General features: G+C 59.6%; 20 protein-coding genes. 12 read left to right on the plus strand and 8 right to left on the minus strand.

The genetic code is table 11. The features are described 5' to 3' along the window. Window positions 1–59: 59 nt before the first annotated feature. Both L977_RS07000 and rbn read right to left on the minus strand, forming a co-directional pair. Window positions 60–1,064, minus strand: coding sequence for a chemotaxis protein (locus L977_RS07000; RefSeq protein ID WP_014884631.1), 1,005 nt, complete (start codon window positions 1,062–1,064; stop codon window positions 60–62). A gap of 64 nt (window positions 1,065–1,128) precedes the next feature. Then, window positions 1,129–2,046, minus strand: a complete 918-nt coding sequence (gene rbn, locus L977_RS07005) for a ribonuclease BN (RefSeq protein ID WP_047625455.1) — start codon at window positions 2,044–2,046, stop codon at window positions 1,129–1,131. Window positions 2,047–2,117: 71 nt separating this feature from the next. Here rbn and L977_RS07010 point away from each other — a divergent pair, with 71 nt between their 5' ends. From L977_RS07010 to menE, 8 genes are all read left to right on the plus strand, one after another. Continuing rightward, complete coding sequence (locus L977_RS07010; protein ID WP_047625457.1) at window positions 2,118–2,579, plus strand: GNAT family N-acetyltransferase; 462 nt, start codon at window positions 2,118–2,120, stop codon at window positions 2,577–2,579. Window positions 2,580–2,632: 53 nt separating this feature from the next. Further along, window positions 2,633–2,938: a stress response protein ElaB gene (elaB, locus tag L977_RS07015; protein ID WP_008500219.1), complete on the plus strand. Its 306-nt coding sequence runs from the start codon at window positions 2,633–2,635 to the stop codon at window positions 2,936–2,938. 86 nt (window positions 2,939–3,024) lie between these two features. Further along, window positions 3,025–4,320, plus strand: coding sequence for an isochorismate synthase MenF (gene menF, locus L977_RS07020; RefSeq protein ID WP_047625459.1), 1,296 nt, complete (start codon window positions 3,025–3,027; stop codon window positions 4,318–4,320). A gap of 88 nt (window positions 4,321–4,408) precedes the next feature. After that, on the plus strand, window positions 4,409–6,079 hold the full coding sequence (menD, locus tag L977_RS07025; protein WP_047625461.1) for a 2-succinyl-5-enolpyruvyl-6-hydroxy-3-cyclohexene-1-carboxylic-acid synthase: 1,671 nt from the start codon (window positions 4,409–4,411) through the stop codon (window positions 6,077–6,079). Continuing rightward, on the plus strand, window positions 6,076–6,852 hold the full coding sequence (gene menH / locus L977_RS07030; protein ID WP_047026919.1) for a 2-succinyl-6-hydroxy-2,4-cyclohexadiene-1-carboxylate synthase: 777 nt from the start codon (window positions 6,076–6,078) through the stop codon (window positions 6,850–6,852). Before menD ends, menH begins: the two co-directional genes overlap by 4 nt. Continuing rightward, on the plus strand, window positions 6,849–7,706 hold the full coding sequence (gene menB / locus L977_RS07035; protein ID WP_013098093.1) for a 1,4-dihydroxy-2-naphthoyl-CoA synthase: 858 nt from the start codon (window positions 6,849–6,851) through the stop codon (window positions 7,704–7,706). Before menH ends, menB begins: the two co-directional genes overlap by 4 nt. Then, window positions 7,706–8,671: an o-succinylbenzoate synthase gene (menC, locus tag L977_RS07040; protein WP_032635987.1), complete on the plus strand. Its 966-nt coding sequence runs from the start codon at window positions 7,706–7,708 to the stop codon at window positions 8,669–8,671. The genes menB and menC overlap by 1 nt, the downstream gene beginning before the upstream one ends. Then, the gene (menE, locus tag L977_RS07045) at window positions 8,668–10,029 is read left to right on the plus strand and encodes an o-succinylbenzoate--CoA ligase (RefSeq protein ID WP_032635988.1); all 1,362 of its coding nucleotides are present in this window, start codon (window positions 8,668–8,670) and stop codon (window positions 10,027–10,029) included. The genes menC and menE overlap by 4 nt, the downstream gene beginning before the upstream one ends. On the opposite strand, the gene L977_RS07050 is transcribed toward menE, so the two are convergent. Genes L977_RS07050 through L977_RS07060 form a run of 3 tightly spaced genes read right to left on the minus strand, consistent with a single transcriptional unit; the run spans window position 10,030 to window position 12,979 of the window. Continuing rightward, the gene (locus L977_RS07050) at window positions 10,030–11,544 is read right to left on the minus strand and encodes a tripartite tricarboxylate transporter permease (RefSeq protein WP_014884623.1); all 1,515 of its coding nucleotides are present in this window, start codon (window positions 11,542–11,544) and stop codon (window positions 10,030–10,032) included. An 11-nt stretch (window positions 11,545–11,555) separates the two neighbouring features. Beyond that, on the minus strand, window positions 11,556–11,987 hold the full coding sequence (locus tag L977_RS07055; RefSeq protein WP_014884622.1) for a tripartite tricarboxylate transporter TctB family protein: 432 nt from the start codon (window positions 11,985–11,987) through the stop codon (window positions 11,556–11,558). 11 nt (window positions 11,988–11,998) lie between these two features. Next, window positions 11,999–12,979 (minus strand): Bug family tripartite tricarboxylate transporter substrate binding protein, encoded by a 981-nt coding sequence (locus L977_RS07060; RefSeq protein ID WP_032635989.1) that lies wholly within the window; start codon window positions 12,977–12,979, stop codon window positions 11,999–12,001. Window positions 12,980–13,120: 141 nt separating this feature from the next. Here L977_RS07060 and tctD point away from each other — a divergent pair, with 141 nt between their 5' ends. The 4 genes from tctD (at window position 13,121) to L977_RS07080 (ending at window position 17,153) form a co-directional block, all read left to right on the plus strand. Further along, window positions 13,121–13,795 (plus strand): transcriptional regulator TctD, encoded by a 675-nt coding sequence (gene tctD / locus L977_RS07065; protein ID WP_014884620.1) that lies wholly within the window; start codon window positions 13,121–13,123, stop codon window positions 13,793–13,795. Then, window positions 13,782–15,191: a sensor histidine kinase gene (locus L977_RS07070; RefSeq protein ID WP_023330956.1), complete on the plus strand. Its 1,410-nt coding sequence runs from the start codon at window positions 13,782–13,784 to the stop codon at window positions 15,189–15,191. The genes tctD and L977_RS07070 overlap by 14 nt, the downstream gene beginning before the upstream one ends. A 129-nt stretch (window positions 15,192–15,320) precedes the next feature. Then, window positions 15,321–15,860, plus strand: coding sequence for a YfaZ family outer membrane protein (locus tag L977_RS07075; protein WP_047625463.1), 540 nt, complete (start codon window positions 15,321–15,323; stop codon window positions 15,858–15,860). Window positions 15,861–15,953: 93 nt separating this feature from the next. Further along, window positions 15,954–17,153: a nicotinamide mononucleotide deamidase-related protein YfaY gene (locus tag L977_RS07080; protein WP_045281816.1), complete on the plus strand. Its 1,200-nt coding sequence runs from the start codon at window positions 15,954–15,956 to the stop codon at window positions 17,151–17,153. 32 nt (window positions 17,154–17,185) lie between these two features. On the opposite strand, the gene glpC is transcribed toward L977_RS07080, so the two are convergent. From glpC to glpA, 3 genes are read right to left on the minus strand one after another with little or no spacing between them, the layout of a single operon-like run. After that, on the minus strand, window positions 17,186–18,376 hold the full coding sequence (glpC, locus tag L977_RS07085; RefSeq protein WP_047625464.1) for an anaerobic glycerol-3-phosphate dehydrogenase subunit GlpC: 1,191 nt from the start codon (window positions 18,374–18,376) through the stop codon (window positions 17,186–17,188). After that, window positions 18,373–19,590: a glycerol-3-phosphate dehydrogenase subunit GlpB gene (glpB, locus tag L977_RS07090; protein WP_047344829.1), complete on the minus strand. Its 1,218-nt coding sequence runs from the start codon at window positions 19,588–19,590 to the stop codon at window positions 18,373–18,375. The genes glpC and glpB overlap by 4 nt, the downstream gene beginning before the upstream one ends. Beyond that, on the minus strand, window positions 19,580–21,208 hold the full coding sequence (gene glpA, locus L977_RS07095) for an anaerobic glycerol-3-phosphate dehydrogenase subunit A (protein ID WP_047026911.1): 1,629 nt from the start codon (window positions 21,206–21,208) through the stop codon (window positions 19,580–19,582). Before glpA ends, glpB begins: the two co-directional genes overlap by 11 nt. Window positions 21,209–21,215: the final 7 nt, after the last annotated feature.

A 21,215-nucleotide genomic window follows, 5' to 3' on the forward strand; every position in this document is an offset into this window, starting at 1 on the left:
GGTTTTCTCCCTCTCCCTGTGGGAGAGGGCCGGGGTGAGGGCACCAGCCCGCACCAGACCTAAGCCAGCTGCTTGCGGCTAATCAACGGCCCATCAATCTTCTTCATCGAGCGATCCAGCACCTCTTCAATCACCGACGACAGCTCGTTCAGCTCAAACTTCGCCACGTACCCGTCCGCCTTCACCTTGCGAATATGGTCTTCGTTGGCGTTGCCGGAAAGGGAAGAGTGGATCACCACCGGAATATCCTTCAGTACCGGGTCGGTTTTGATTTTGCGCGTCAGCGTAAAACCGTCCATCTCCGGCATTTCGAGGTCGGTCAGCACCAGGGCAATCTTATCGGTGATCGGCACACCTTCGGCCTGCGCCTGAGCGGCCAGCAGGCTAATTTTTTCCCACGCATCTTTACCGGTGATATGCAGCTGCGCCGGGATCTCCATCGCCTGCAAACCTTTCTCAAGCATCGAGCGCGCCACTTTGGAATCTTCCGCCACAATCGCCACAGAACCCGGCTTGATGTTGAATTTAGTGGTCTTCAGATTCGTGGCGTGCAGGTCGTGGTTCGCCGGGGTGATGTCATACAGGATCTGCTCAACGTCCAGCACCATCGCCAGTTCGTTGGTATCGGCCTTCTCGTCCAGGCAGGCAATACTGGTGATGTAGCGCCCGCTGACGGCAGTTTCCGCCGCGTGCACCTGCTTCCAGTCCAGACGCATGATGTTCTCAACCGACTCCACGGCAAACGCCTGCACGCTGCGGGCATATTCGGTAATCAGCAGGATGTTCAGCCCGGTGGTGGGTTTACAGCCCGCCACGGCGGCCAGATCGATCACCGGGATCACCTGATCGCGAATATTCACCATCCCCATCAGCGGAGACTTCATGCCGGCAGGTTTCGTGAACTCCGGCATCGGTACAATTTCGCGCAGCTTGAAAACGTTAATACCAAACAGCTCGGATTTGTTGTCGTTCAGAGAGGTGCCAAGACGGAACAGCAACAGTTCAAAACGGTTCGACAGGGTCAGATTCGCCCTGTCATCAATATCTTTCTGGAAATTATCCATTCTACCCTCGAGAGAAATGCTGGCCTTTTAATCGTTATCGGCATCCTGAGGGAAAAATGAAGGGCTAAACGCTGACCTTAGCGAAATCTTCGGCCAGCTCACATTCCGGGAACAGCGCTCGACACTCTGCCAGCAGGCTTTCGCACCCCCGCGCGTCGTAACGCGAGCTGACATGGGTGATAATGAGCCTGCCGACAGCTGCGTCACGGGCAAGCAGCGCCGCCTGACGCGTTGAGCTATGGCCCCGACTGTTGGCTTTCTCTTCCATCGCCGTCTCCAGCGTGGCTTCATGCACCATCACGTCCACGCCCTGAGCAAGCTGAACGGCGGCAGGGCACGGTGCCGTGTCACCAAAAATGGCCAGTTTTTTGCCCGGCTGAGGTGCGGCGAGATAATCCTGGCCGTTGATGATGCGCCCGTCCTCCAGCGTAACGTGCTTTCCGTGCTTCAGGCGCTGGAACAGCGGTCCAGGCTTTACGCCATCGGCGATGAGCGCGGCGGCATCCAGCGCGCCGGGTTTGTCGTGTTCCTCAATGCGGTAGCCATAGCACTCCACCGGATGATTAAGCGGTCGGGCGGTGACCTGATAATCCCCATCGTCGAAAACCAGGCCTTCGGTAATCTCAACGACCTCAAGCGGATAGTCGGTCCAGGAGCCGCTGAGGCGTAGCGCGGTTTCAACAAATTCCCGGATCCCCACAGGCCCATAAATCGTCAGCGGGTTGGCATTACCGGCCATTGAGCGGCTGCAAAGCAAACCGGGAAGGCCAAAAAGATGGTCGCCATGCAGGTGAGTGATGAAAATTTTATCCAGCTTGCCGGGGTGATAAGCGGTATGTAAAAGCTGATGTTGTGTCCCTTCACCACAGTCAAACAGCCATAGTCCGCCACGGGTGGGATGTTTAAGATCCAGCAGTATCGCGGTCACATTTCGTGATCGGGTTGGCACGCCAGCAGACGTCCCCAGAAAAATCAGTTCCATAATGCAATCAGCCCTTTGCCGAACGGGGAGGGGTTTAGTATAACGTGATGAACCCCAGGAAGGAGAAAGAGATGATCCAGTGGCAAGATTTACACCATAGTGAGCTCACCGTTCAGTCGCTCTACGCGTTGCTCAGACTGCGCTGCGAAGTGTTTGTGGTTGAACAAACCTGTCCGTATCAGGATATCGACGGTGATGATCTCACAGGGGAAAACCGTCATATCCTCGGCTGGAAGGATAACGAGCTGGTGGCGTATGCGAGGATTCTGAAAAGCGAGGACGATTTTGAGCCCGTCGTGATAGGTCGCGTCATTGTCAGCAACAAAGCTCGGGGCGAAAAACTCGGCTATCAGCTGATGGAAAAAACGCTGGATGCGTGCCGGGAACAGTGGCCGGACAAGGCGTTATACCTGGGCGCGCAGGCGCACCTGCAATCCTTCTACGGCCATTTTGGTTTTACGCCGGTTACCGACGTTTATGACGAAGATGGCATCCCGCACATCGGCATGGCACGGGAAGTGAAACAGGCGTAATGGCACGTCGTTGTCTATAGTTAGCGGACTGGTGTACTAACATGGAGAAAAATATGTCATTTCAATCCTGGGATACCCGTATCGACGACGACCTGGCTTTGCTGAGCGAAACGCTGGAAGAGGTGTTACGTTCCTCGGGCGACCCTGCCGATCAGAAATATATTGAGTTAAAAGCCCGTGCTGAACAGGCGCTGCATGAAGTGAAAAACCGCGTCAGCCATGCGTCTGATACTTACTACTACCGTGCCAAAAAAGCGGTTTATCGTGCCGATGACTATGTCCATGAAAAACCGTGGCAGGGCATTGGGGTGGGTGCTGCCGTAGGGCTGGTGCTGGGTCTGCTGCTGGCCCGTCGTTAAGCCGCTTAACCACTCCCTATACGTGGGTACTGCTATTTATGTTCAGTACCCCGTATAATATGCGGTTTTAACGGGGAGAGGTTCGCGTGAATTCGATTTTCCTTGCGCTGGAGCAACTGCATACCCAGCTTTCGCAAGCGTTACCCGCCACACCCGGCCTGCGTCATTTCGACGTCTCTTTCCCGTTAAACGACGCCTTCGATCCTCTCGCCTGGCTTGGCGAGCAGCAGTGCTATCCGCAATTTTACTGGCAGCAGCGTAACGGTGATGAAGAGCTGGCTGCGCTGGGGGCGGTCACCCAATTTTCCTCTCTGGCGCTGGCCTCACAGTTTTTGCGTGCAGAACATGCGCCAAAAGAGACTCGCATCTGCGGCCTCAACGCATTCAGCCCGGAGCAGGGCAGTCTTTTTCTGCCGCGCCTGCTCTGGCGACGTACCGCTGGCAACGCTACCTTGCGCCTGCAGCTGTGGAGTGATCGCTCGCTTCAGGACGACGCGCGCACTGCCCTGGAATTACTCCAGCAACTCCGTCCAGCCAGAGCCATTCGTCCACTGTCTGTCCAGGTTGAGCGCGAAACGCATCTGCCGCAAAAACCGGAATGGTTGACCCTGATCGGCAAGGCGACGGAGACTATCGCGCGCGGCGATTTCGAAAAGGTCGTGCTTGCCCGGGCCACCGATCTGCAGTGTAAACAGCGGGTTAATCCTGTCGCTCTGATGGCCGCCAGCCGCGCCCTGAATCTCAACTGCTATCATTTCTGCATGGTATTCGACGCCCGCAACGCGTTCCTCGGCTCCACGCCCGAGCGCCTCTGGCGGCGACGTGGCAAGCTGCTGCGCACCGAAGCCCTGGCGGGCACCGTCGCCAGCCATACGGATGATAAACAGGCGCAGCGCCTGGGCGAGTGGTTGCTGAATGATGATAAAAACCAGCGTGAAAATATGCTGGTCGTGGAAGATATCTGCCAGCGTCTTCAGCACCATACGCAGACGCTTGAGGTATTGCCTGCTCAGGTCGTCCGGCTGCGTAAAGTCCAGCATTTACGACGCTGTATCTGGACGGAGCTAAAACAGGCCGATGACGAATTGTGTCTGCATGTGCTCCAGCCGACAGCCGCCGTTGCCGGGCTTCCGCGACAGCCCGCGCGTGCGTTTATCCACAACGTTGAGCCTTTCAACCGCGAATGGTACGCCGGTTCGGCCGGGTATTTATCGCCCGATCAAAGCGAGTTCTGTGTGGCGTTGCGCTCGGCGCGCGTCCAGGATGACGCCCTGCGGCTCTACGCCGGGGCGGGCATCGTCAGCGGATCTGACCCGGAGCAGGAGTGGCAGGAGATCGAAAACAAAGCCGCTGGCTTGCGCTCTCTGCTCCTTAGGGATTAATACTGATTCGCGCAATCCCGATTCATATCAAAATTCCAATTTTTTCTATTATTTATACTGTGTCGCATTCTTGATACCGGACAATCTCATGTCAGTAAGTTCTTTTAACCGACGCTGGGCGGCGGTGATCCTTGAAGCCCTGACGCGCCATGGCGTCAGGCACGTGTGTATTGCACCGGGTTCTCGCTCAACGCCGCTGACGCTGGCGGCCGCCGAAAATCGGGCATTGATTCATCACACCCATTTTGATGAGCGTGGCCTTGGGCATCTGGCGCTTGGGCTGGCAAAGGTCAGCAAAGAACCTGTGGCGGTGATTGTCACCTCCGGTACCGCCGTGGCGAACCTCTACCCGGCCCTGATTGAAGCCGGGCTAACCGGTGAAAAGCTGATCCTGCTGACGGCCGACCGTCCTCCTGAGCTTATCGACTGCGGAGCGAATCAGGCCATTCGCCAGCCGGGACTCTTTTCTTCGCATCCTTCGCAGACGGTTTCGCTGCCGCGTCCTACCCAGGATATTCCGGCAAGCTGGCTGGTCTCCACGGTCGATCACGCCATGGAGACATTGCGCAGCGGGGCGTTGCACATTAACTGTCCATTTGCCGAGCCGCTGTATGGCGAACTGGACGATACCGGCCTTGACTGGCAGCGCTCCCTCGGTAACTGGTGGCAGAGTGAAAAACCGTGGCTGCGCGGGCAAACGCATCTTGAGAGCGCGAAACAGCGCGACTGGTTCTTCTGGCGCCAAAAACGCGGCGTGGTTATTGCCGGGCGCATGAGCGCCGCCGAAGGCAGGCGGGTCGCCGAATGGGCGCAAACCCTCGGCTGGCCGCTGATTGGCGACGTGCTTTCCCAGACCGGTCAGCCGCTGGCGTGCGCCGATCTCTGGCTCGGGAATGCGAAGGCGGTCACTGAGCTTTCACAGGCGCAGATTGTGGTTCAGATCGGCGCCAGCCTGACCGGGAAACGCCTGCTGCAGTGGCAGGCGACCTGCACGCCGGAAGAGTACTGGCTGGTCGACCCGCTGGAAGGGCGGCTTGACCCGGCGCACCATCGCGGCCGCCGTCTGGTGAGCAACATTGAGAGCTGGCTGGAACTGCATCCGGCGGAAAAACGTCAACCCTGGGCGGTGGCAATCCCCGAATTGTCTCGTCAGGCGTGGGAAATCACCAAAGCGCACTGTGAGACATTCAGCGAAGCCGGTCTGGCGCACCGTATTCGTCAGTATCTGCCTGAACAGGGCCAGCTGTTTGTCGGTAACAGCCTGGTGGTGCGTCTGATTGACGCCTTTTCGAAGCTGCCTGCGGGCTACCCGGTTTACAGCAACCGCGGTGCCAGCGGCATCGATGGGCTGATCTCGACGGCGGCGGGCGTGCAGCGCGCCAGCGCGAAATCGACGCTGGCGATCGTGGGCGATCTCTCCGCGCTTTACGATCTCAACGCGCTGGCGCTGCTGCGTCAGGCTTCCGCACCGTTTGTGCTGATCGTCGTGAACAACAACGGCGGGCAGATTTTCTCTCTGTTGCCAACGCCCCAGAGCGAGCGTGAGCGTTTCTATCTGATGCCGCAGAACGTGCAGTTTGAACATGCTGCGGCAATGTTCAGCCTGAAATATCACCGCCCGGAGAGCTGGGAACAGCTGGAAACAGCGCTAAGCAGCGCCTGGAAGCAACCGGGCGCGACGCTGATTGAGCTGTTCGTGAACGATGCCGACGGTGCGCAGAGCCTGCAAAGCCTGCTGGCACAGGTGAGCCAGCTGTGATCCTCGCAGGCGTGCAGCAGACCGGAGAACCAGGCTATCCCTGGCTGGTCTTTTTGCACGGTTTTTCCGGAGACTGCCGCGAGTGGCAGGTTGTCGGGGAGACGCTGAGCGAGTATCCCCGGCTCTATCTTGACCTGCCGGGGCACGGTGAATCCCGGAATATTACCGTGACGGGGTTCGAGGAGATGAGTACGTTACTTACCCGAACTCTGATTAGTTACAACATACTTAACTACTGGATGGTGGGGTACTCCCTCGGCGGCCGCATTGCGATGTTTCACGCCTGCCAGCAGCCGAAGGGGCTGTTGGGCGTGATGGTTGAGGGCGGACATCCGGGCCTGCAGAACGCCGACGATCGCCATGCGCGGCGGGTATCCGACCACCGCTGGGCGACACGTTTTCGCACCGAACCGCTGGATAAGGTCTTTGCTGACTGGTACCAGCAGCCGGTGTTTGCCTCTCTCCCGGACGCTGAGCGGAAGGCGCTTATTACCCTGCGCAGCCAAAACAACGGCATAACGCTGGCGAAAATGCTTGAAGCGACCTCGCTGGCCGGGCAGCCGGATTTACGTCCCGCGCTCAGCACCCGCCATTTCTCTTTTGATTACCTCTATGGCGAACGTGATAAAAAGTTCGCGGCCCTTGCCGCCGAACTGCACGCTGTTAGCCATGCAATTCCAAACGCCGGACACAACGCCCACCGGGAAAACCCCGCTGCGGTCGCCGCGAGTCTGGCTCAGATACTGCGTCTTCGAACAAAGGACACTCTATGATCTATCCTGATGAAAACATGCTTTACGCGCCGGTCGAATGGCAAGACTGCTCCGAAGGCTACACCGACATTCGTTACCACAAATCCGCTGACGGCATCGCTAAAATCACCATCAACCGTCCGCAGGTGCGTAACGCCTTCCGTCCGCTGACCGTCAAGGAGATGATCCAGGCCCTGGCGGATGCTCGCTATGACGATAACATCGGCGTGATTGTCCTGACCGGCGAAGGTGAGAAAGCCTTCTGCTCCGGTGGCGATCAGAAAGTGCGCGGTGACTACGGCGGATACCAGGACGATGCGGGTACGCATCACCTGAACGTGCTTGATTTCCAGCGCCAGATCCGCACCTGCCCGAAACCGGTGGTGGCGATGGTGGCGGGTTACTCCATCGGCGGCGGTCATGTGCTGCACATGATGTGTGACCTGACCATTGCCGCCGAGAATGCCATCTTCGGCCAGACCGGTCCAAAAGTGGGCTCTTTCGACGGCGGCTGGGGCGCTTCCTACATGGCGCGCATCGTCGGGCAGAAAAAAGCGCGTGAAATCTGGTTCCTGTGCCGTCAGTACAACGCCCAGGAAGCGCTGGATATGGGCCTGGTGAATACCGTGGTACCGATTGCCGATCTCGAAAAAGAGACCGTCCGCTGGTGCCGTGAAATGCTGCAAAACAGCCCAATGGCGCTGCGCTGCCTGAAAGCGGCACTCAACGCTGACTGTGACGGTCAGGCGGGCCTGCAGGAGCTGGCGGGCAACGCCACCATGCTGTTCTACATGACCGAAGAGGGTCAGGAAGGACGCAACGCGTTTAACGAAAAACGCCAGCCTGATTTCAGCAAATACAAACGGAACCCGTAATGCGTCGCGCGCAGGTTTACCGCTGGCAGATACCGATGGACGCGGGCGTGGTGCTGCGTGAACGGCGGTTAAAAACCCGTGATGGCTTCTTTGTGTATCTTCAGCAGGGTGAGCGAGAAGGCTGGGGCGAGATTTCGCCGCTGCCGGGCTTTAGCCTGGAATCGCTCGATGATGCACAGGCTGCGCTGCTGGCGTGGGCAGGTGCGTGGCGTGAGGGCGCGAACCCGGCGTTGCCGGACGTGCCTTCTGCGGCCTTTGGTATCAGCTGTGCGCTGGCAGAACTGGAGGGCAGCCTGCCGGAAGAGGGCAATTACCGCGCGGCACCGCTGTGCACGGGCGACCCGGACGAGCTCTTTGCGTTGCTCTCCACCATGCCGGGCGAGAAAGTGGCGAAAATTAAGGTCGGTCTCTACGAAGCGGTGCGCGACGGAATGGTCGCCAACCTGCTGCTGGAAGCGATTCCCGATTTGCACCTGCGTCTTGACGCAAACCGCGCCTGGACGCCGCTTAAGGCGCAGCAGTTTGCGAAATACGTCAACCCGGCGTACCGCAGCCGCATCGCCTTCCTGGAAGAGCCGTGCAAAACCCGCGACGATTCGCGCGCGTTTGCTCGTGAAACGGGGATTGCTATCGCCTGGGATGAAAGCCTGCGCGAAGACGATTTTGAATTTATTGCCGAGCCGGGCGTCAGCGCAGTGGTGATTAAACCGACGTTAACCGGCAGCCTGGCGAAGGTCCGCGAGCAGGTTGCCGCGGCGCATGCGCTGGGTCTGACGGCGGTGATCAGTTCGTCGATTGAGTCCAGCCTTGGGCTGACCCAGCTGGCACGTATTGCCGCCTGGTTAACGCCTGACGCTGTCCCCGGCCTCGATACGCTGAACCTGATGCAGGCTCAGCTTCTCCGCCAGTGGCCGGACAGCGCGCTGCCGTGCCTCAGCGTTGAGGCGCTGGAGCCGCTGCTATGAGTTTTATCGACTGGCCATGGCGGCACTGGTGTGCGCAGTTTGCCGACAAACCTGCTCTCAGGCTGAACGACGACGCGCTGAGCTGGCAACAGCTGTGCACGCGTATCGATCGCCTTGCAGCGGGCTTTCATCAGCAGGGGGTGGAGGAGGGTGACGGTGTTCTGCTGCTGGCCTATAACCACCCGCAAACGCTGATGGCATGGCTGGCGCTGCTCCAGTGCGGCGCGCGTATTCTTCCAGTGAATCCACAGCTGCCGCGTCCGCTGCTGGACGTGCTGCTCCCCCAGATGACCCTGCGCTTTGCGCTGGTGCTGGACGGCAGCTACGACGCTCTTTCTGCCCTGAGCATGCGTGAGCCAGCCGATGCATACCGCGTTGCATGGCAACCGGCGCGGCTGGCCTCGATGACGCTCACCTCCGGCTCGACCGGGCTACCGAAGGCGGCGGTGCATACCTGTGCCGCCCATCTTGCCAGCGCACGCGGCGTGTTGTCGCTGATGCCCTATGGGGACAACGACGACTGGCTCCTTTCGCTGCCGCTATTTCACGTTTCCGGTCAGGGAATTTTATGGCGCTGGCTGGTGGCCGGGGCACGCTTAACGGTGCGCGAGAAACAACCTCTGGAACAGGCGTTACGCGGCTGCACCCACGCCTCGCTGGTGCCGACCCAGCTCTGGCGTCTGCTTAATCGTCACAAGCCTGTTGCACTGAAAGCGGTGCTGTTGGGCGGGGCTGCAATCCCCGTTGATTTAACACAGCAGGCGCGCGAACAGGGTATTCACTCCTTCTGCGGTTACGGCCTCACCGAGTTTGCCTCTACCGTCTGTGCGAAAGAGGCAGACGGCGAGCCGGACGTAGGGTATGCGCTGCCGGGCAGAGAGGTGCAGGTCGTTGAAGGTGAAGTCTGGATTAGGGCGGAAAGTATGGCTTCCGGCTACTGGCGGGACGGTGCGCTGATGCCGTTGACCAATGCGCAGGGATGGTTCGCCACCCGCGACCGTGGGGAATGGCATAACGGGCGACTGACGATTTTAGGCCGCATAGACAATCTCTTTTTCAGCGGAGGAGAGGGGATCCAGCCGGAATCGCTGGAACGTGTTATCGCCGCACACCCGCAGATTAACCAGGTGTTTATCGTCCCGCTGGACGATGCCGAGTTTGGACAACGTCCGGTGGCGGTGGTGGAGTGCGAGCCGGGAACGGATATCGCGCAATTTCCTGACTGGATCCAGGGCAGACTGGCGCGCTTTGAGCAGCCGGTCCACTGGCTGGTACTGCCGGCGGAGCTAAAAAATGGCGGGATTAAGATCTCCCGCCAGGCGTTAAAACAGTGGGTGAATGCCCAGCTGTCGGCGTAATTATCCGATATCCGGCTCCGGTTTGCGCTGGCGACGGCGCAGCAGGCGTAATACCGGCGGCACCACAATCACCATGATTGCCAGCGCTAACAGGACCTTCGCGACGCTGCTGTCCCACAGGATCGACATATTGCCGTTACTGATGGACAGCGCGCGGCGCAGGTTCTGCTCCAGCATCTCGCCAAGCACGAACCCCAGAATCAGCGGTGACATCGGGAAGTGCATCTTACGGAGTATGTATCCCAGCACGCCCAGGACCACCATCAGCACCAGGTCAAACGTGGTGCTGTGCACCGCGTACACCCCTACAGCAGAGACGGCGGCAATCGCCGGGACCAGGAACCACAGGGGAATAGTCAACATGCGGGTGAACAGCCCAATCAGCGGGATATTCATAACCAGCAGCATCACGTTAGCGATCAGCAGGGCGGCAATCAGCCCCCAGACAATATCCGGCTGCTCGGTAAACATTGCCGGTCCCGGCGTGATGTTATAGAGCGTCAGGGCGCCCATCATCACCGCCGTGGTGCCGGAGCCCGGTACGCCAAGGGTCAGCATCGGGATAAACGAGCCACAGGCCGAGGCGTTATTGGCCGCCTCAGGCGCCGCCACGCCGCGAATATCGCCTTTACCAAAGCTGTCGCTGTTGCCGCTGAGCTTTTTCTCGGTCATGTAGGTAATGGCGCTGGCGATGGTGGCCCCGGCGCCCGGCAGGATGCCGACAAAGAAGCCAATTACCGATGAACGCAGCGTGGTGCCGATGCACTGCGCGCCCTCTTTAGCGCTAAAGAGCATCCGGCCGGTTTTGCGCACCAGCGTCTGCCCGCTGCTGGTATGTTCCAGCATCAGTAAGATTTCAGAGACAGAGAACAGACCAATCACGACCACGATAAACTGCACGCCGTCGGACAGGTGAACGCTGTCGAAGGTAAAGCGATAGACCCCGGTGTTGGCATCCACGCCGACGGTGGCTAACCCTAAGCCAATCAGCGCGGACAAAAACGACTTGAGCGGATTTTGCGCCATCATGCTGCCGAGACAGGCAATGGCAAACACCATCAGGGCAAAATATTCTGCCGGACCAAACGCCAGAGACCACTGGGCCAGCGCAGGTGCAAACAGAATGATGCCGCCAATGGCAACCAGCGAGCCAAAGAACGAACTGACCGCTGAAATGGAGAGCGCCACGCCCCCACGACCCTGTCGCGCCATCGGATAGCCATCCAGCGCGGTCATGATCGCCGCCGCATCTCCCGGCACGTTAAGCAGGATCGACGAGATGCGCCCGCCATATTCACAGCCGATATAGACCGTTGCCAGCAGGATCAGCGCCGATTCCGCAGGCAGATGCAGGGCAAAGGCCAGCGGAAGTAAAATTGCTACCCCGTTGATCGGCCCAAGACCCGGCAGCAGGCCGACAATCGTGCCCACGAAACAGCCGATCAGGGCGATCACCAGGTTTTCCGGGGTCATCGCCACGGCGAACCCCTGTGAGAGGTAAATCCAGGTATCCATAGCGTGCTCCGTTAATTAAGCCAGGCGCCGAGCGGTAACGTCACGTCCAGCAGGCGGTCAAAGGCGTACCACAGTAAAATCCCCATCACCACGCCTGAGATCCCTGCCGCAGGCAGGGTGGCGTTAAACAGCATGCCGATCACCATCGTCAGGATGGCGGTCGCCACCGGGAAGCCGAGCCATTCAAAGCCCCAGGCGTACATCAGCAGGACAATGACCATCACCAGCAGACGCTGCAGAATGCGACGCGGTGGCCACTCGACGGTGTCCGGGTGGCGCAACAGCAGCGCCACCGAGCAGAGCAGCATCAGGCCGACAATGCCCATCGGGAAGGGGCGTGGCCCTACGGGTTCATAGCTGTATTCGCTGTGGATCTGCCAGGCGACAAACATCCCGCCAACGCAGAGCAGCAGCCATATCCCGGCAAAAATACGATCGCTCATAGCGCCTCCGGTTATTTCGCCAGGCCAAAGGCTTTCGCCTGCTCGCGGTAGTCATTCACCTGTTTTTTGACGTACTCATCCAGTGGCTTACCGGTCAGGTTAAATTCAAACAGCCCGCGCAAATCGCGCTGTTTCTTAAACTCTTCGGTCTGCTGGAGTGTGTTGAACGCGTCGACCCACCACTGGTACTCGGCATCGGTCACTTTTGGCCCGACGAAGAACCCGCGGATGATCGGCCAGACCAGGTTGTAACCCTGCTCTTTGGCGGTCGGCACGTTAGCCAGCTGTCCCGGCAGACGGTTTTCCGAGAAGACCGCCAGCACGCGGATTTTGTCCCCGTTCAGGTAGGGCACCATCTCGCTGAGATCGCCGGAAACGGCCTGAACGTGGTTGCCCATCAGTGCCGTAACCGGCTCGCCGCCGCCTTCAAAGGCCACGTAGCGCATTTTGTGTGGGTCAACCTTCGCCTGTTGCGCGAGAAGGGCGGCTTTCATCCAGTCCTGGCTACCGATCGACGCGCCTGCGCCAATCACCACGCTGTTCGGATCTTTTTCCATGGCGGTGAGCAGGTCTTTCAGGGACTTCCACGGTGAGTCGGCACGCACGGCAATCATCCCGTAGTCGGTACCGACGGTCGCCAGCCAGCGCACGTCATCCACGCCATAACGGCCAAACTTGCCCTGAGACAGGTTCAGCAGTGAACCACCGGAGAAGGCCACCACCGTCCCCGCTTCCGCAGGTCGTTGTGCGACGATGGCGTTATAGGCCACCGCGCCCACGCCGCCGGGCATGTAGGTCACGCGCATCGGTTTCTCGATGGCCTTCGTCTCCAGCATGCTGACCTGAATCAATTTGCAGGTGAGATCGAAACCGCCACCCGGTTTGGCCGGGGCGATACATTCGGTACGGGACGGGGCGTCTTGCGCCTGAACGACAGAGGTACTCAACAGGAATGCGCTTGCAGCAAGGGTAGAAAGTAAGTGTTTTTTCATCGTTTATCCTCACGCCGGGGGACGGGTATGGGTCTTTTTTCTGATTATGTGAACCGCCTTGTAGCGGTTCCGTTGCGTGATTGTTAAAACAATAACCTTTCATTTCCCTTTCAATGGGGAACCAACTTTACAGGATGTGACATGCGTCTCTTACTCGCAGAAGATAATCGTGAGCTGGCTCACTGGCTGGAGAAAGCGCTGGTGCAGGAGGGCTTCGCCGTGGATTGCGTGTCTGACGGGCGTGCCGCCGACCATCTGCTGCAGGGAGAACATTACGCGGTTGCTATTCTGGACATCGGCATGCCCGGTTTTGATGGCCTGGAAGTGGTCCATCGCCTCAGAAAACGGGGGCAGACGCTGCCCGTCCTGTTCCTGACTGCGCGCAGCAACGTGGCGGACCGGGTAAAGGGCCTGAACGCCGGGGCTGATGATTATCTGCCAAAACCGTTTGAGCTGGAGGAGCTTGACGCCCGGCTGCGTGCCCTGTTGCGCAGAAGCGAGGGGCGCACGCAGGAACGCCAGCGTCTTGGGGAACTGGAGTATGACGACGAGGGCTTTTTCCTGCTCCGCGATGAACCGCTTTCCCTGACGCCGCGCGAGCTCTCTCTGCTGAAAGTGCTGATGCACCGCCGCACCCGTCCGGTTTCGCGGCAGCAGCTTTTTGACCAGGTGTTCAGCCTGAACGACGACGTCAGCCCTGAAAGTATCGATCTTTATATTCACCGCCTGCGAAAGAAGCTCACCGGCAGCGGCGTGCGGATCACCACGTTACGGGGGCTGGGATACGTGCTGGAGTGCGGCGATGAGAGGGTTTAAGCCGCAGTCGCTCTATCTGCAACTGCTGCTTTTCCTTGGCCTGCCGCTACTGTTGCTGTGGGGATTGTCAGCCTTTAACAGCTACGTCAGCGCGTTGCAGGCGGCCACGCAGGCTTACGACCGCACGCTGTTATCCTCTGCCCGCACCATTTCGGAACGGCTGGAGGTACGCGACGGCAAGCTGGCGGTGGACGTGCCCTGGGTGGTGCTTGATAGCTTTGAGCTCAACATGAACGACCGGCTCTATTACAAGGTGGTCGACCCCGACGGGCGGGTGATCTCCGGCTATGACGATCTGCCGAAGATGCCGCCTGCAACATCGCGTACCACGCTCTACCCCGCGCTGGCGTGGTTTTACCATACCGAATATCGCGGGCAGGCGATTCGGGTGGCGCGTCTGCTGCAGCCCGTGAATCAAGATTCTATTTTTGGCATGGCGGAAATATACGTTGCGGAGACGCTCCAGTCACGCCGCTATCTCGCCAGCCAGTTGCTCTTTTCATCCTGGGTTTCGCAGGGGCTGCTGGTGCTGCTGACGCTGGTGCTAACCGCCTGGATGCTGCGCCGCGTGTTGCGTCCGATGCGCCAGCTCTCCTCGCTGATGGTGCGGCGCGAGCCGGGCCTGCTGGCACCGCTGCCGGAGCTGTTGCCCTGGTCCGAGACCCGGCTGCTGATTGTGGCTTTTAACCGCTATATCGACCGTCTGCGCGGCGTGCTTTCGCGTCAGGAACGTTTCAACGCGGATGCATCGCACCAGCTCAAAACGCCGCTGGCGGTACTTAAAACACAGGTGTCTGTCGCGCTTACTCGCCAGGATCCCGCTTTGTGGCAGGAGAGTCTGCGGGCAATGAACGCCACGCTGGATGAGACTATCGTACTCACCGAGCGGCTGTTGCAGCTTTCGGCGGTGAAGGGGAGAGAGCAGGGCGATCGTCAGTTCTCGCCTGTGGATCTGGTTCAGGTGGTGCAGAACTGCTGCTTCTCCCGACTGGCGCAGGCGCGGAGCAAAGGGATCGATCTGGGTTATGACGGTGTGGAGCAGCCGGTCATGATCGAAGGCGATGACGTCCTGCTGGGCGAACTGTGCGCTAACCTGCTGGAGAACGCGATTAAATATACCCCAGCAGGCGGGACCGTGACCGTTTTCCTGCGCGCAGAGGCCGGTGCCGTTGAGCTGCGCGTTGAAGACAGCGGCCCCGGTATTGAAGAGGATCAAATTCACCAGGCAATGCTCCCTTTCCACCGCCTGGACAACGTTGGGGACGCTGCCGGTTCCGGGATCGGGCTGGCACTGGCGGGTGACATTGCCCGGCTGCACCGCAGCCATTTGCAACTCAACCGCAGTGAATCCCTGGGTGGCCTGTGTGTCAAAATGCGCTTTCTGTTGCTTGCATAAAAAAGCCGCAAGTTTCAAATCGTTACAATCTTCCCCCCCGCCGCACGCAGAGTGCTTGATCCCCGGGAGACTCAGGTTAAAATCTCGCGGTTTTGGGACTTCTCTATAAAATTGCGCGGGATCATGACAATGAAAAAAGTGGCATTACTGGGCTTCGGCCTGATGGTTGTATCTGCGGCGGCTAACGCCATCAGCTTCAACGGCTCGGCGGGTCAGGACTATACCCACCTGGGCTTTGGCCTGGGAACAGAGACTTCCGGTCTGGCGATGACCGGTGGCTGGACGCATAACGATGACGACGGCGATGCGGCAAGCCTCGGTCTGGGTCTGAACATTCCTCTTGGTCCATTCCTGGCGACCGTCGGCGGTAAAGGTATCTATACCAACCCGAACGACGGTGACGAAGGGTATGCTGCAGCGGTGGGTGGCGGCCTGCAGTGGAAAATTGGCGACAGCTTCGGTCTGTTTGGCGAGTATTACTACTCTCCGGACTCGCTCTCCAGCGGTATCGACAGCTATGAAGAAGCCAACGCCGGCGCGCGCTGGACCATCATGCGTCCGATTACCATCGAGGCGGGCTATCGCTACCTGAACATGGCGGGCAAAGACGGCAACCGCGACAACGCGCTGGCCGACGGTCCCTATGTGGGCGTAAGCGCAGGCTTCTAATCCTGTCGGCGCGGCGTTCCGTCGCGCCAGTTTCTCTCTTCTCCCTCCCGCGTTTGCGCTATAGTGTTTTCACCAAATAAGCGGGAGAACACAATGATTAACGTGGAGATGTTATCCACCGGCGACGAAGTGCTGCATGGACAAATTATTGATACCAATGCTGCCTGGCTTGCCGATCTTTTCTTTGAGCAAGGATTACCGTTAACGCGTCGCAATACGGTAGGCGACAATCTTGAGTCGCTGGTCAGCATTCTGCGTGAGCGGAGCGAACACTGCGATGTGCTGATCGTGAATGGCGGACTCGGTCCTACCAGTGACGATCTCAGCGCGCTGGCCGCCGCAACCGCAAAAGGTGAAGGGCTGGTGCTGCATGAGGCATGGCTTTCACAGATGGAACGCTTTTTCTCCGAACGTGGCCGCGTTATGGCCCCCAGCAACCGCAAGCAAGCTGAAATCCCCGCCAGTGCTGAGCTGGTTGATAACCCGGTCGGCACCGCGTGCGGGTTTGCCCTGCAGCTGAACCGTTGCCTGATGTTCTTCACGCCCGGCGTACCTTCCGAATTTAAAGTGATGGTTGAGCAGAAGATCCTGCCGCGCCTTCGCGACCGTTTTACCCTGCCTGAACCTCCGCTGTGCCTGCGACTGACCACGTTTGGCCGTTCTGAAAGCGATCTGGCCCAGAGTCTTGACCACCTGCAATTGCCGCCGGGCGTGTCCATGGGCTATCGCTCCTCTATGCCGATCATTGAGCTCAAGCTGACAGGACCGGCGACGCAGAAAGCGGCGATGCTGGCCCTGTGGCCCGAAGTGCAGCGCGTGGCGGGCGAAAGCCTGATCTTTGAAGGGACGGAGGGGTTGCCTGCGCAGATTGCGAAGCACCTGCAGGATCGTCAGCTGAGCGTGACCTTAAGCGAGCAGTTCACCGGTGGCCTGCTGGCGCTGCAATTGTCGCGCGCCAGCGCGCCGCTGCTGGCCAGCGAAGTGGTGCCGTTCCAGCAGGAGACCCTGGCGCAAACCGCCCGCTGGGCCTCGGAGCGACGGGTTAAACATTTTGCCGGTCTGGCGCTGTTCGTGGGTGGGCTGGATGAGGAACACCTTAACGTCGCGCTGGCGACGCCGGAGGGGACCTGGGCTCTGAGGGTCAAAATGAGCATCACTCGCCACAGTCTGGCGGTGCGTCAGGAAGTCTGCGCCATGATGGCGCTGAATATGCTGCGCCGCTGGCTCAATGGCAAAGAGGTCGCCAGCGAGCACGGCTGGATTAACGTTGTTGAGTCGCTGTTCGTCGAGTAATGTTTGTGCCGGGGCGTTCGCCCCGGCCATGTTCAGCCCAGCGCGTTCGCCAACAGGGTAATCGGATGCTCACAGCGCTTGCTGGTGGACATCTCGATCTGCCATTTACAGGTTTCGCAGTCGGTCACCACGATATCCGCGCCGCTCTCTTCGATCTGTCGGAACAGCGGGGCGCCAATCGCCTGGGAGGTTGCGTAGTTTTCGCGCTTAAAGCCGTAGGTTCCCGCAATCCCGCAGCAGCGCGAATCCAGCACCGTCAGCTCAAGTCCGGGAATTAACCGCAGCAGCTCAAGCGTATAGAGCGACCAGCCCATTTTCTCCATATGACACGGGGTGTGATACACCACTTTCAGGGGCAATTTCCCCAGCGGCAACGTCTGCCCGCTATCGAGCTTGCGCCACAGGAAGCGTGTCGCCAGCTCGATGTGCTCGCGCAGGCCGGTATTATCCACGTCCAGCAGATGCGGGTACTCATCGCGCAGGGTGAAGGTACAGGTGGACGAGGTCGCCAGCACCGGAATACCTTTATCGACAATCGCTTCGCGCAGTGACGTGACATTGCTCTGAGCCTGCCTGCGCGCTTTATCGGTAAACCCGTTGGCGATCAGCGGTACGCCGCAGCACTTCTCTTTGTTCAGTAGCTGAACGCCCGTTCCCATGGCGTTTAGCACCTTCAGCAGATCTTTGCCCAGCTGCGGGTGGTTGTAATTCACATAGCAGCCGTGGAAAAAGGCCACCTGGTCGGCGTACTGCGCCTGCTCCGCCGCGACGGATTTGTACCAGCGGCGGAAGGTGCCGTGAGAATATTTCGGCAGGCTGCGGTGATGGTCTATCTTCAGCGTGGCATCCAGCAGCTGGCGCAACGGTTTGAGGGCGGTCGCGGCATTGACCAGCGGGGCAAACGGCGTTGAGACGCTGCCCATCAGGTCGGTATGGCTGAGGATGGCATCGCGCAGGGACGGCTTTTGCGTGCTGTAGCGCGCCCTGGCGCGCTGGATGATATCGCCGATTTTCACATCCGACGGGCAGGCAACTTCGCAGCGTTTGCAGTTGATACAGTATTTCAGCGCCTCGTCGTACAGCTTACCGTCCTTCAGGCGCAGACGCTCGCCGTCAGGCCCGGCCTGTTTCGGTCCGGGATAGCGCGGGTTCACGCCGCTGACCGGGCAGACGGTTGTGCAGACCGTGCATTTAATGCAGCTTTCAAAACGGGTATCGTTCATTGTTCCGCCTCCGCGCGCTGGCTAATCTGCTCTGCCACATACAGCGCCGTGACGGCGCAGACTCCGCCACCGCACCCCTGAGTTATGGGATCGTACCCGCCCAACAGCGAGCCAATGGCAAAGAGATTCCTGACGGGCTTACCGGACAGTTGCGGGTGCAGTTGGTTATCAACCATCACGCCGAACTGTTGCCAGGGCTGCGGCGAGAAGAAATCACTCTGATACCAGTCCGCGCGGGACGCGCCTTGCCGGACATCAAGCCCCATAATGGCTTCCCGGATGCCCTCCCGGCTGCTCAGCAGCCCGTTGCTGAAGAAACTGCCGCTTGCCAGCACCGTATAGCGGGCGCGAAGCGGAATATCACCGTGGTTGCGGGTCCAGATTTCACTCACCGCGCCGTCCGTCAGGGTGATTTTTTTCACCTCGTCACCCGCCATCCACACGCCGCCCTGCGCCACAAACTGGCGCTGGAGCTGGGTATGCAGGCGAATGCCGGGCACGGAAGGGGGAAGCGTTGGCAGCAGGCCGAGCGAGCAGGGCAGACGGTCCGACAGCCAGCGCCACAGGCGGTTATCGCTGAGTCCAAAGCAGGCAGGCATCAACAGCGTATCGCAGGTTTCACCGAGCGGTCTGAGCGCCTCATACAGCAGCGGCCATCTGTCTTCGTTATCCAGAAAGCGGGCGATATTCACCGCGCGAAACTCGCTCGGGTTTTCGCGCAGGACATCCAGTTCAGGCAGTTCTATCTCTGCCGTCTCGGCGTTCACGCCCTGGCGACACAGTGACGCCGCCGCAAGATGGGGCTGAAAATCCAGAAAGCCGCTAATACCCACGACCCGTACCCGTCCTGTGCTCACAGGGGCAACGGGGACCTCCTCCGGGCTGAGCCATGCGGAACGCAGGGTGCCAAGCGGCGTGATGCGTTGATGATTTTGCCTGGCGCTCCCCTTCAGACGCGCACCGCAGTCAGCCAGCAGCGCTTCGGTTTCCAGCGCAAAGCGGTCAATATGCTGCGCGCCAACTCGATGATACGGGTGCTCCGGCGGCAGTTTGTCGCGGTACGTGTCGTCCACCAGATCCAGCGATCCCGACGAGAAGTGCAGGGCACTCTGGCCCCGGGTGATAATGGCGCAGCGCAGCCCCTGCTTCGTGAGCTTGATGCCACAGAGCAAGCCCGCCAGCCCGCCGCCGACAATCACGGTATCAAATTTCATCGTGTTGCTCCTTCTCAAGACCGCAAAGCCCCTGGTAGACCCAGCGGGTAAACTCGCTCTCACGCAGGGCATCGCCCCAGGCGACAGGCTGAATGCCTTTCCAGCGCTCGTTTAAAAAGGCGCTGAGCTGATCGAGCGACTGGGTGGCAGTCGTGGTATGAAAACGCTGCAGCAGACCCGCCGCACGGCAGGCGCACAGTTCACCCTGGCAGGTTCCCATGCCGACGCGGGTGCGACGGCGGAGATCGAGCAGGCTCTTGACCGTCAGGTTCTCCACCGCGTATTGCACCTCGCCCGCGGTGACGGCTTCGCACTCGCACACCAGGCTGCGGCTCAGCCGACCTTCGCCGAGCCAGACCGGCGTTCTGTCCCCGTGGCGGTAAATTGCGGAACCGCGCAGCGGGGCGGGCAGGGAGATGATTTTTTGCAACGTTTTTTCGGTGGACTGACGCGATCCCGGCAGCGGTTGTTCTGCCGTCACGCACGGCTCGGTATTCCCCAGCTTGCGGCAGACTGCATCGGTGGCCCATTCGGCCATCAGGCGGTAGGTCATTAGTTTGCCGCCTGTAATGGTGATAAATCCGTCCATGCCGTCGCGTTCGGCGTGGTCGAGCAGCACGATGCCCCGGCTAACGTTACGTCCGCTCGGATCGTTATCGCTGGCGACAAGAGGACGCACGCCCGCGTAGGCACGCAGAATACGCGTCTGGGCCATCACCGGGGCCAGTTTCTCGCCTTCACGCAGCAGGATATCCACCTCTTCGGCGGTCACGCGGTTGTAGTCAATGTCGCTGTAGTCGACGTGGGTTGAGGTCGTACCAATCAGCGAAATGGTATCGCCCGGCACGAGGATATCGGCATCAGACGGTTTGCGGCAGCGGTTGATCACATGGTTATTGATGCGATGGTCGAGGATCAGCAGCGAGCCTTTCGCCGGGAACATGCGCACCGACAGGTCAGCGTATTCTGCAATGCGCTGCCCCCAGATCCCCGCGGCATTAATGACGACGGAGGCAAACAGCTCGCTGTGTTCGTGGTATTGCGTATCAAACACCCGCACGCCGCAGACACGATGGCCTTCGCGGATAAGTCCGGTCACTTCATGTCCGGTCAGAATGCGCGCCCCATGTTCCCGGGCATCCAGCATATTGGCGGCGGTCAGGCGGAACGGATCGACGGTGCCATCCGGGACTTTCACTGCGCCAATAAGCGCCGGGTTGACCGACGGTTCCAGCTGCCGTGCCCGCGCCGGATCCATGGCCTCCGCCTGAATACCTGCTGCGTTACAGGCGGTGATAAAGGTTTCCTGAAAGGCGAGGTCATCTTCGGGAAGGGTGATAAAGAGGCCATCGGTCGGTTCAATGCAGTGGCGGGCGATACGCTTGAGGATCTGGTTTTCCGCAATACATTCCCGTGCCGACTCGCCGTCAGTGACGGCGTATCGTGCGCCGCTGTGGAGCAGACCGTGGTTACGCCCGGTCGCGCCCGTGGCAATATCGTGGCGTTCCAGAAGCGTGACGCTTAATCCGCGAAGGGCGCAATCGCGAGCGATACCGGCGCCGGTGGCACCACCGCCAATGATAATCACATCGCTGTAGCGAGGATCGTGAATTGTCATTGTCTTC

This window comes from Enterobacter sp. ZOR0014 (genome assembly GCF_000798855.1).
Classification (GTDB): Bacteria; Pseudomonadota; Gammaproteobacteria; order Enterobacterales; family Enterobacteriaceae; genus Enterobacter; species Enterobacter kobei.